A 10,708-nucleotide genomic window follows, 5' to 3' on the forward strand; every position below is an offset into this window, starting at 1 on the left:
GCGTCACGTGTTATTCGGTTTCCAGATCGATATCGATGCCGAGGGAACGAATTTCCTTGATCAACACGTTGAAGGACTCGGGCATGCCCGGCTCCATACGGTGATCGCCATCCACGATGTTTTTGTACATCTTGGTACGGCCGTTCACATCGTCCGACTTCACTGTGAGCATTTCTTGCAGAGTGTAAGCGGCACCGTATGCTTCCAGTGCCCAGACCTCCATCTCCCCGAAACGCTGACCACCGAACTGCGCCTTACCACCCAGCGGCTGCTGGGTAACCAGGCTGTACGAACCGGTAGAACGGGCGTGCATCTTGTCGTCTACCAAGTGGTTCAGCTTCAGCATGTACATGTAGCCAACGGTAACCGGGCGCTCGAACTTGTTGCCGGTACGGCCGTCAGTCAGCTGCATCTGGCCGCTTTCTGGCAGGTCTGCCAGTTTCAGCATGGCCTTGATTTCGCTTTCCTTGGCGCCGTCGAACACTGGAGTGGCCATTGGAACGCCGCCACGCAGGTTTTGAGCCAGATCCAGGATTTCCTGGTCCGAGAAGTCATCGAGGCTTTCCTGACGACCGCCGATCTCGTTATAGATCTCGTGCAGGAACTTGCGCAGCTCGGCAACTTTACGCTGCTCTTCAATCATGCGGTTGATCTTCTCGCCCAGACCTTTGGCCGCGAGGCCCAGGTGGGTTTCGAGGATCTGACCGACGTTCATACGCGAAGGTACGCCCAACGGGTTGAGGACGACGTCGACCGGGGTGCCATTGGCATCGTGCGGCATGTCTTCAACCGGCATGATCACGGAGACCACACCCTTGTTACCGTGACGACCGGCCATCTTGTCGCCCGGCTGGATGCGACGACGGATTGCCAGGTAGACCTTGACGATTTTCAGCACGCCTGGAGCCAGGTCATCGCCCTGCTGCAGTTTACGCTTCTTGTCTTCGAACTTGTCGTCCAGCAGACGGCGACGATCAACGATGTAGGCCTGGGCCTTCTCGAGCTGCTCGTTCAGAGCATCTTCAGCCATGCGCAGCTTGAACCACTGGCCGTGCTCAAGACCGTCCAGCACTTCGTCGGTGATGTCCTGGCCTTTCTTCAGACCGGCGCCGCCTTCGGCTTTGTGGCCGACCAGAGCGGAGCGCAGACGTTCGAAAGTAGCGCCTTCGACGATACGGAACTCTTCGTTGAGGTCCTTGCGGATCTCGTCCAGCTGGGACTTCTCGATCGACAGGGCACGAGCATCACGCTCAACGCCGTCGCGGGTGAAGACCTGTACGTCGATGACAGTACCTTTGGTACCGGTAGGCACACGCAGGGAGGTGTCTTTAACGTCGCTGGCTTTTTCACCGAAGATCGCACGCAGCAGTTTTTCTTCCGGAGTCAGTTGGGTCTCGCCTTTCGGAGTGACCTTACCCACCAGGATGTCGCCTGCGCCAACTTCAGCACCTACGTAAACGATACCGGCTTCGTCCAGCTTGTTCAGTGCAGCTTCACCCACGTTCGGGATGTCCGCAGTGATTTCCTCTGGGCCAAGCTTGGTGTCACGGGCCACACAGGTCAGTTCCTGGATGTGGATCGTGGTGAAGCGGTCTTCCTGAACAACGCGTTCCGACAGGCAGATGGAGTCTTCGAAGTTGAAGCCGTTCCATGCCATGAAGGCGATGCGCATGTTCTGACCCAGCGCCAGTTCACCCATGTCGGTGGACGGACCGTCGGCCATGATGTCGCTACGCTGAACCCGATCACCTTTACGCACCAGCGGACGCTGGTTGATGCAGGTGTTCTGGTTGGAGCGGGTGTACTTGGTCAGGTTGTAGATGTCGACACCGGCTTCACCGGTTTCAACTTCGTCATCGGCAACACGAACCACGATACGGCTGGCGTCGACGGAGTCGATAACGCCGCCACGACGAGCCACGACGCAAACGCCGGAGTCACGGGCTACGTTACGCTCCATGCCGGTACCTACCAGCGGCTTGTCAGCGCGCAGGGTTGGTACAGCTTGACGCTGCATGTTCGAACCCATCAACGCACGGTTGGCGTCGTCGTGCTCGAGGAACGGGATCAGCGACGCTGCAACCGAAACTACCTGCTTGGGCGATACGTCCATCAAGGTGACGTCTTCCGGCGCCTTGACGGTGAACTCGTTCAGGTGACGAACGGCTACCAGCTCGTCGATCAGGACTTTCTTGTCGTTCATCGTGGCCGAAGCCTGAGCGATCACGTGATCAGCTTCTTCGATGGCGGACAGGAACACGATCTCGTCGGTGACCAGAGCGTCTTTCACCACACGGTACGGGCTCTCGAGGAAGCCGTACTGGTTGGTGCGCGCATAGGCGGCCAGGGAGTTGATCAGACCGATGTTCGGACCTTCCGGCGTTTCGATCGGGCAAACACGACCGTAGTGCGTCGGGTGAACGTCACGAACTTCAAAGCCAGCACGCTCACGAGTCAGACCGCCAGGGCCGAGCGCAGAGACACGACGCTTGTGGGTGATCTCGGACAGCGGGTTGTTCTGGTCCATGAACTGGGACAGCTGGCTGGAACCGAAGAACTCTTTCACCGCCGCAGCCACTGGCTTGGCGTTGATCAGGTCTTGCGGCATCAGGCCTTCGCTTTCAGCCATCGACAGACGCTCTTTGACCGCACGCTCAACACGTACCAGGCCAACGCGGAACTGGTTTTCGGCCATTTCGCCTACGCAGCGAACACGACGGTTACCCAAGTGGTCGATGTCATCGACGATGCCTTTACCGTTACGGATGTCGACCAGGGTCTTCAGTACCGCGACGATGTCTTCCTTGCACAGCACGCCCGAACCTTCGATCTCGGTGCGGCCGATACGACGGTTGAACTTCATCCGGCCGACCGCAGACAGGTCGTAGCGCTCAGGGCTGAAGAACAGGTTGTTGAACAGGGTCTCGGCAGCGTCTTTGGTTGGCGGCTCGCCAGGACGCATCATGCGATAGATCTCGACCAGCGCTTCCAGTTGGTTGCTGGTGGAGTCGATCTTCAGCGTGTCGGAGACGAACGGACCGCAGTCGATATCGTTGGTGTACAGAGTTTCGATGCGAACAACGCCGGCCTTGGCGATTTTCGCCAGGATCTCGGTGTTCAGCTCGGTGTTGCACTCTGCCAGGATTTCGCCGGTTGCCGGATGCACGATGACCTTGGCGGTTGTGCGACCCAGGACGTAGTCCAGAGGCACATCCAGCTCTTTGATCCCGGCTTTTTCCAGCTGGTTGATGTGGCGAGCAGTGATACGACGACCTTGCTCGACAATAACCTTGCCTTTGTCGTCCTGGATATCGAGGACAGCAATTTCACCGCGCAGGCGCTGAGGCACCAGTTCCAGGCTCAGGGTTTCGCCCTTAACGTGGAATACGTTGGTGGTATAGAACGCGTCCAGCACTTCTTCAGTGGTATAGCCGAGCGCGCGCAGCAGTACCGATGCAGGCAGCTTGCGACGACGGTCGATACGCACGAATACGCAGTCTTTCGGGTCGAACTCGAAGTCCAGCCACGAACCGCGGTAAGGAATGATGCGCGCGGAGTACAGCAGTTTACCGGAGCTGTGCGTCTTGCCACGGTCGTGGTCGAAGAACACGCCAGGGGAACGGTGCAGCTGGGATACGATTACACGCTCGGTACCGTTGATAACGAAGGTACCGTTCTCAGTCATCAGGGGGATTTCACCCATGTAGACTTCTTGCTCTTTGATGTCCTTGATCGCTTTGTTCGACGATTCTTTGTCGAAAATGATCAGGCGCACTTTTACCCGCAAAGGTACGGCGTAAGTTACACCGCGCAACACGCATTCTTTGACATCAAATGCCGGTTCGCCCAGGCGATAACCGACGTACTCCAGCGCAGCATTGCCGGAGTAGCTGATGATCGGGAAAACGGATTTGAAGGCCGCATGCAGGCCCACGTCGCGGAACTGATCTTTAGTCGCTCCCGCTTGCAAGAATTCACGATACGAATCCAGCTGGATGGCCAGGAGGTACGGCACATCCATGACGTCCGGCAACTTGCTAAAGTCCTTGCGGATACGTTTTTTCTCAGTATATGAGTAAGCCATCAGCGTTCCCCAGCTTGGTCACCTGCTTGTTTGGCCCCTCCCGACGGGAGCAGCCAGAAAATCGTGCAAACCCCATGGTTTGCGCCACCGCATCGGGTGGTTACAGCTCGTTACCGGCACCGACCCAGTCGGCTGCCAATAACGGAAAAAGGCCGGTGGCAAGAGCCACCAGCCATCAGCCTGTCGCTTAACGCTCGGGCTGGAGACGCAAAGTCGATGCTTACTTCAGCTCGACTTTAGCGCCTGCTTCTTCCAGAGTTGCTTTGGCTTTGTCAGCTGCGTCTTTGGCAACAGCTTCCAGAACCATGGCAGGAGCGCCGTCAACTACAGCCTTGGCTTCTTTCAGGCCCAGACCGGTCAGTTCACGTACTGCCTTGATCACGTTAACTTTCTTCTCGCCAGCTTCGGTCAGCATGACGTTGAATTCAGTTTGCTCTTCAACAACGGCAGCAGCAGCTGCAGGACCTGCCGATGCAGCAGCAGCGGTAACACCGAATTTTTCTTCGAAAGCTTTGATCAGCTCAACAACTTCCATTACGGACATGTTGCCAACTGCTTCAAGGATATCGTTCTGAGAGATAGACATGAATCTAATTCCTGATATTGGGGACGGCCTACGCGACCATCGAAAAAAACAAAAAACGCGAGAAGTTGACGAGCCTTAGGCTGCAGCAGCTTCTTTCTGGTCGCGAATTGCCGCCAGAGTACGAGCCAATTTGCTGGTAGCGCCTTGAATCACGCTCATCAGCTGAGAAATTGCTTCGTCACGGGTCGGCAGAGTTGCCAGTACGTCGATTTGGTTAGCTGCGAGGAACTTGCCCTCGAACGCAGCTGCCTTGATCTCGAACTTGTCCTGACCCTTTGCGAACTCTTTGAAGATCCGGGCAGCAGCGCCTGGATGTTCCTTGGAGAAGGCAATCAGGGTAGGGCCAGTGAACACGTCGTTGAGGACACTGAATTCAGTGTCAGCAACAGCGCGCTTGAGCAGGGTGTTACGTACAACACGTACGTAAACGCCAGCTTCACGAGCCTCTTTACGGAGTCCGGTCATCGCGCCTACTGTTACGCCACGGGCATCAGCCACGACAGCGGACAGAGCGACTTTGGCAGCCTCGTTGACTTCAGCGACGATGGCCTTCTTGTCTTCGAGTTTAATTGCCACGGGTTTAACTCCTGCTTGTTACCGTTTCATCTGGTCGAAACCGGATGTCGTTTTGGTGTCTGATTCGGTAAGGAACCGGGAGCACCATCTGCGTAGGCTTGTGGTTTAAGACTTGCGTCGCCTACGGTCTTGGATAGCCCCCGCCAGGCAGGGACCCCAATTTTTCAATTGGCGCGATCACTCGCGCCAATTTGTGTCTTACGCGTCCAGCGAGCTCTGGTCGATGACCAGACCTGGGCCCATAGTGGTGCTCAGGGTAACGCGCTTGACGTAGATGCCTTTCGAGGAAGCTGGCTTGATACGCTTCAGATCAGCGATCAGGGCTTCAACGTTTTCCTTCAGCTTGACGGCGTCGAAGCCGATCTTGCCAACGGAAGTGTGGATGATGCCGTTTTTGTCGGTGCGATAACGAACCTGACCAGCCTTGGCGTTTTTAACCGCGGTAGCTACGTCTGGGGTTACGGTGCCGACTTTAGGGTTAGGCATCAGACCACGTGGACCGAGGATCTGACCCAACTGACCCACAACGCGCATGGCATCCGGGGATGCGATCACTACGTCATAGTTCAGGTCGCCGCCTTTCATTTCGGCAGCCAGGTCGTCCATGCCTACACGGTCAGCGCCGGCAGCCAGAGCGGCTTCAGCAGCTGGACCCTGGGTGAACACAGCAACGCGAACGGTCTTGCCAGTGCCGTGTGGCAGCACAGTAGCGCTACGAACGACCTGGTCGGATTTACGCGGGTCAACACCCAGGTTTACAGCAACGTCGAACGACTCGCTGAACTTGACAGTCGACAGCTCAGCCAGCAGAGCAGCGGCGTCTACAAAGTTGTAGGCCTTGCCTGCTTCGATTTTGCCGGCGATAGCCTTTTGACGCTTGGTCAGCTTAGCCATTACACACCCTCCACGTTAAGGCCCATGCTACGAGCAGAACCGGCGATAGTACGCACGGCTGCTTCCATATCAGCTGCAGTCAGATCCGCGTTTTTGGTTTTCGCGATTTCTTCCAGCTGAGCACGGGTTACAGTGCCAACCTTAACGGTGTTCGGACGAGCGGAACCGCTGGTCAGACCGGCCGCCTTCTTCAGCAGAACCGAAGCAGGGGTGGATTTGGTTTCAAACGTAAAGCTACGGTCGCTGTAGACAGTGATGATCACTGGAGTCGGCAGACCTGGCTCAAGACCCTGAGTACGGGCGTTGAAAGCCTTGCAGAACTCCATGATGTTCACGCCGTGCTGACCCAGAGCAGGACCAACAGGTGGGCTTGGGTTAGCCTGAGCGGCCTTCACTTGCAGCTTGATGTAAGCGGTAATCTTCTTGGCCATGAGGCACTCCAATTACGGGTTCAAACGCCTCGAAAGGCTCCCCGGTTACTTGCGCGTTTATCCCAGTGACGACAAAACCCCACAGCCTAAGGCTGCGGGGTTGGGATGCTTGTTCAGCTAGACCTTTTCGACCTGACTGAACTCCAACTCTACCGGGGTAGAGCGTCCGAAAATGAGCACCGCGACCTGGATCCGGCTCTTTTCGTAGTTGACCTCTTCGACCGTGCCGGTGAAATCGGCAAACGGACCGTCGTTGACGCGCACCGACTCGCCCGGCTCGAACAACGTCTTCGGCTTAGGCTTGTCGCTACCATCGGCAACGCGACGCAGAATCGCTTCTGCCTCTTTATCTGTGATCGGTGCCGGCTTATCGGCAGTACCGCCGATAAAACCCATCACACGAGGAGTATCCTTGACCAAGTGCCAAGTACCCTCGTTCATATCCATCTGGACCAGCACATAACCAGGGAAGAACTTACGCTCGCTCTTGCGCTTCTGGCCATTACGCATTTCAACCACTTCTTCAGTGGGAACCAGAATTTCGCCGAAGCCATCTTCCATGCCAGCCAGCTTTACGCGCTCGATCAGCGAGCGCATGACATGCTTCTCGTAACCGGAGTAAGCATGCACAACGTACCAACGCTTAGCCACGGGACACCCTTAGCCGACAATCAAGGAAACAAGCCAGCCGAGCAGGGAATCTAGCCCCCACAACAGCAACGCCATAACCAGGACAACAGCCACAACGATCAACGTGGTCTGCGTGGTTTCTTGGCGAGTTGGCCAAACGACTTTACGAATTTCGGTGCGCGCTTCCTTAACCAGTACAAAGAAAGACTTGCCCTTGACCGTCTGCAGGCCTACAAAGGCAGCTACGGCAGCAATAGCAAGCAATGCGAGTACGCGGTACAGGATCGGCGAAGCAGAAAAGTACTGATTGCCAACAACGCCAACAACCACCAGAGCGACTACTACAAGCCACTTGAGGAGGTCGAAACGAGAGCCTTGAGCTTCAGCTTTAGGAGTCATCTATGAAGATCCTGTGAAAAGAAAGCCAGACACACCGAGTGAATCTGGCAGGTCAGGAGGGAATCGAACCCCCAACCTACGGTTTTGGAGACCGTCGCTCTGCCAATTGAGCTACTGACCTAAAACAAAATCAGGCCGACCATTATGCCGACCCGAAAAAGACTTTACAACACTTACCAGGCGACCTTAGCTGCAACACCGACATTCACGACACCGGCAACCCTCAGAAACACAATCAGGCGCAACCACTACCACCTAAAACAAAGGCAGATATTTTCATATCTGCCTTGTTATATGGAGCTCTTGAGCGGATTTGAACCGCTGACCTCACCCTTACCAAGGGTGTGCTCTACCAACTGAGCTACAAGAGCGTAACACCGTGCAAAACCTGTAAACTTGGAGCGGGTAGCGGGAATCGAACCCGCATCATCAGCTTGGAAGGCTGAGGTTCTACCACTAAACTATACCCGCGAGGCTTACAGCTCTCGCTAAAATGGTGGAGGGGGAAGGATTCGAACCTTCGAAGTCGTAGACGTCAGATTTACAGTCTGATCCCTTTGGCCGCTCGGGAACCCCTCCTAAGCGAGCCGGCATTCTACATCATGCCAGCCTTCTGTCAAGCATTTTTCTCATTAAAATCCTGAGCTTATCTGCGTTGACCTCGCTTCACCTCGCTGACCGCTTTAGGTCTTCGCTGTGGAGCGGGCGCCATTCTATGCAAACTATTCAGTGGGTGCAACCCCCCCACACAGCATTATTTTATGTTTTAACTCATTGAATTCTCTAGAAAGGTTTATCAGCTGCAAGTCATCCAGCCAGCGCTTGCTTTCAGGGGCCACACGGACCCAGTACGCCGGGGGTTCAGTCGCACTTCCAGGCAGCGACTGATACTTCACCCCCATGCCGGTCAACCTGCGCTCAAGCGCTTGCTCGACATCCTGGCGAGCAAAACCACCCAGATAAAGGCACTCCGCCTCTGCCTGCGCCACCTGCCCTTTATCCTTGGCCTTGTCCGTCGCCTCGCTCAAGAGACGAATGTCCTGCTGGGAGCCGCGATACAAGCTCAGGGGCGTCACGTCCTTTGCTCGCAGGGGCGCCTCCTGTTGATGCCAGACGTAATAAAACACATTGAGAACCAGCAGCAGCAGAAACAACCAACGCATAAAGACCTCAGGACAAAGGGCATGCCATCGCCAAGCCGACGAACACCAGATCGGGAACCATCCGAGCCTCAGGCACGATCTCGCTGACCAGCCCCGCATCACCACCGGTGAGAAATACCGTAAAACCCTCCCCCCAGTAGCCACGCGCCATCTCAAGCTGCGTCAGCACGAACCCCCGAAGCATCAGCAGGCAACCGCGCTCAACCGCCTCGACCGTTGTACGACCTGGTACAAGACGCTCCAAAGCGCGCTCAGCCGCAAGATCCCCATAACGAATCTTGCGGGTATGGGTGCGCAGTTGATTTCGCATCAACGGCATCCCAGGGCATATGAACCCGCCGAGATGCTCTCCATCCCCAGAAACGAAGTCCGCGGTCACCGCAGTGCCGAAATCAAGCACCAGGCATGCACCCGCAGCCAGATGAAACCCTCCAAGTAACGCCAGCCAGCGATCAAGGCCGAGCCGCTCGAATTCTTCATAGCCATTGCGAACGCCGGCCATTGCCTTTGTGGGAGCCGCACAGACCACCGAAATGTCGAAGGCCACCTTCAGCCGGGCAATCAATTCGCCGGTTTCTTCGGCAGTCCGGACACTCACCAGGCGACAGAACTTCAGGGCAAGGCCTTGAATCTCTTTTACCCCCTCAAGCAACGCCAGGTCAGAATCGACAACACCCTCTCCCACGACCTGGCGGGCATTCGCCTCGAGGACGCGCCACTTGATAAAACTATTTCCGCAGTCGAGCTCAAGAATCATGACGCAACCTCAGACTCAGCTCACCGCCACTGAAGGCTTTCTCCACATCACCCACCTTCAAGCGCAACGCGCCCTGACTATCGATGCCCAGCACTTCGCCATCTATTTGGTTTGCACCCGCAATCAGCGACACCGCACGCCCCTGCCACAGGTGATGCTGCTCCCACTCAGCCTGGATCGCCGTAAAGCCGTCTGCCTGGTGGCGAGCCAAGTACTTCTGCAGCATTTCCCCCAGCGCCGCGACCAGGCGATTGCGATCAAACGCCTTGCCCGACTCCAGGCGCATGGACGTCCATTGCTGATCGACCTCATCGGTCATCTGCATGTTTACATTAATCCCGACACCCAGCACCACGTGACAGACGTCGGCAGGGTCCCCCACCAGCTCCAGCAGTATCCCTGCGATCTTCTTCTGCCCGACCAGCACATCGTTGGGCCATTTCAAACCCACACCGGGAACACCAAGCTCGTGCAAGGCCTGCATGACGGCGAGCCCTACTACAAGGCTCAAGCCCTCCAGCTGGCGCATGCCCCCTTCAATCCGCAACACCAGGCTGTAATAGATATTCTCCGCGAATGGACTGACCCATTTTCGCCCTCGCCGCCCCCGCCCCGCGGTTTGCCGCTCGGCAAGCACAACAAAAGGCGCAACCTGTTGCCGCTCGATGGCGCGCAAGGCTTCGGCATTGGTGGAGTCAAGAGAATCGAAGACCAGGACCGGCCACTTACAAGAGGGAGCCAGTCGCTCTACCTCCACGGGATCAAGCAGCGTCAACGGCGCAGCCAGTTGATAGCCACGACCTCGAACCTTATGAATGGATAACCCCAACTCAGCCTCAAGATGCTGAAGCTGCTTCCACACAGCACTACGACTGATGCCCAGGGCGGCGCCCAGCGCTTGACCTGAATGGAATCGGCCATCCTTAAGAAGCTTTAACAACGTCAACATGCAAGTCTCGCCTCACAATGAGGCCCGCATGATAGCCACGCCCTGAGCCCTTGCATAGAAACCCGGGGTGACAGTTTTTCCTGCGGACAAAAACAAAACCCCTACCTGCATGCGCAGATAGGGGTTTCGGAATTTAATCTTGACGATGACCTACTCTCACATGGGGAAACCCCACACTACCATCGGCGATGCATCGTTTCACTTCTGAGTTCGGGATGGGATCAGGTGGTTCCAACGCT

10 protein-coding genes, 4 tRNA genes and 1 rRNA gene are annotated in these 10,708 nt (G+C 56.3%); all 15 read right to left on the reverse strand.

The features are described 5' to 3' along the window. Positions 1 to 10: 10 nt before the first annotated feature. A complete protein-coding gene (gene rpoB, locus ACYP2Q_RS21325; protein WP_007970415.1) occupies positions 11 to 4,084 on the reverse strand; it encodes a DNA-directed RNA polymerase subunit beta in 4,074 nt (1,357 codons plus the stop codon). Positions 4,085 to 4,304: 220 nt separating this feature from the next. After that, a complete protein-coding gene (gene rplL / locus ACYP2Q_RS21330; RefSeq protein WP_034148078.1) occupies positions 4,305 to 4,670 on the reverse strand; it encodes a 50S ribosomal protein L7/L12 in 366 nt (121 codons plus the stop codon). Between the two features lie 75 nt (positions 4,671 to 4,745). After that, positions 4,746 to 5,246 (reverse strand): 50S ribosomal protein L10, encoded by a 501-nt coding sequence (gene rplJ, locus ACYP2Q_RS21335; protein ID WP_007970413.1) that lies wholly within the window; start codon positions 5,244 to 5,246, stop codon positions 4,746 to 4,748. A gap of 198 nt (positions 5,247 to 5,444) precedes the next feature. Next, the gene (gene rplA / locus ACYP2Q_RS21340) at positions 5,445 to 6,140 is read right to left on the reverse strand and encodes a 50S ribosomal protein L1 (RefSeq protein ID WP_003186095.1); all 696 of its coding nucleotides are present in this window, start codon (positions 6,138 to 6,140) and stop codon (positions 5,445 to 5,447) included. Further along, complete coding sequence (gene rplK, locus ACYP2Q_RS21345) at positions 6,140 to 6,571, reverse strand: 50S ribosomal protein L11 (RefSeq protein WP_007933726.1); 432 nt, start codon at positions 6,569 to 6,571, stop codon at positions 6,140 to 6,142. Before rplK ends, rplA begins: the two co-directional genes overlap by 1 nt. 117 nt (positions 6,572 to 6,688) lie before the next feature. Then, on the reverse strand, positions 6,689 to 7,222 hold the full coding sequence (gene nusG / locus ACYP2Q_RS21350) for a transcription termination/antitermination protein NusG (protein ID WP_007933727.1): 534 nt from the start codon (positions 7,220 to 7,222) through the stop codon (positions 6,689 to 6,691). A 9-nt stretch (positions 7,223 to 7,231) separates the two neighbouring features. Next, on the reverse strand, positions 7,232 to 7,600 hold the full coding sequence (gene secE, locus ACYP2Q_RS21355; RefSeq protein ID WP_007984402.1) for a preprotein translocase subunit SecE: 369 nt from the start codon (positions 7,598 to 7,600) through the stop codon (positions 7,232 to 7,234). Between the two features lie 45 nt (positions 7,601 to 7,645). Next, positions 7,646 to 7,721: transfer RNA gene (locus ACYP2Q_RS21360), tRNA-Trp, on the reverse strand. Positions 7,722 to 7,895: 174 nt separating this feature from the next. Further along, positions 7,896 to 7,971: transfer RNA gene (locus tag ACYP2Q_RS21365), tRNA-Thr, on the reverse strand. A 26-nt stretch (positions 7,972 to 7,997) separates the two neighbouring features. Next, positions 7,998 to 8,071, reverse strand: a tRNA-Gly gene (locus ACYP2Q_RS21370). A 23-nt stretch (positions 8,072 to 8,094) separates the two neighbouring features. Next, positions 8,095 to 8,179: transfer RNA gene (locus tag ACYP2Q_RS21375), tRNA-Tyr, on the reverse strand. 143 nt (positions 8,180 to 8,322) lie between these two features. Next, positions 8,323 to 8,763: a hypothetical protein gene (locus tag ACYP2Q_RS21380; protein WP_459732306.1), complete on the reverse strand. Its 441-nt coding sequence runs from the start codon at positions 8,761 to 8,763 to the stop codon at positions 8,323 to 8,325. Positions 8,764 to 8,770: 7 nt separating this feature from the next. Beyond that, entirely contained in the window at positions 8,771 to 9,520 is a 750-nt protein-coding gene (locus ACYP2Q_RS21385) for a pantothenate kinase (RefSeq protein ID WP_459732307.1), read from the reverse strand. Further along, positions 9,510 to 10,469: a bifunctional biotin--[acetyl-CoA-carboxylase] ligase/biotin operon repressor BirA gene (gene birA, locus ACYP2Q_RS21390; RefSeq protein WP_459732308.1), complete on the reverse strand. Its 960-nt coding sequence runs from the start codon at positions 10,467 to 10,469 to the stop codon at positions 9,510 to 9,512. The genes ACYP2Q_RS21385 and birA overlap by 11 nt, the downstream gene beginning before the upstream one ends. 137 nt (positions 10,470 to 10,606) lie before the next feature. Then, a 5S ribosomal RNA gene (gene rrf, locus ACYP2Q_RS21395) occupies positions 10,607 to 10,708 on the reverse strand; the annotation flags it as partial.

Source organism: Pseudomonas sp. MHK4 (genome assembly GCF_054600775.1).

Bases quoted from the DNA above. Each gene is read 5' to 3' on its own strand.
- rpoB (WP_007970415.1), bottom strand. From the start codon at position 4,084: ATGGCTTACTCATATACTGAGAAAAAACGTATCCGCAAGGACTTTAGC.
- rplL (WP_034148078.1), bottom strand. From the start codon at position 4,670: ATGTCTATCTCTCAGAACGATATCCTTGAAGCAGTTGGCAACATGTCC.
- rplA (WP_003186095.1), bottom strand. From the start codon at position 6,140: ATGGCTAAGCTGACCAAGCGTCAAAAGGCTATCGCCGGCAAAATCGAA.
- rplK (WP_007933726.1), bottom strand. From the start codon at position 6,571: ATGGCCAAGAAGATTACCGCTTACATCAAGCTGCAAGTGAAGGCCGCT.
- secE (WP_007984402.1), bottom strand. From the start codon at position 7,600: ATGACTCCTAAAGCTGAAGCTCAAGGCTCTCGTTTCGACCTCCTCAAG.
- ACYP2Q_RS21380 (WP_459732306.1), bottom strand. From the start codon at position 8,763: ATGCGTTGGTTGTTTCTGCTGCTGCTGGTTCTCAATGTGTTTTATTAC.
- ACYP2Q_RS21385 (WP_459732307.1), bottom strand. From the start codon at position 9,520: ATGATTCTTGAGCTCGACTGCGGAAATAGTTTTATCAAGTGGCGCGTC.
- birA (WP_459732308.1), bottom strand. From the start codon at position 10,469: ATGTTGACGTTGTTAAAGCTTCTTAAGGATGGCCGATTCCATTCAGGT.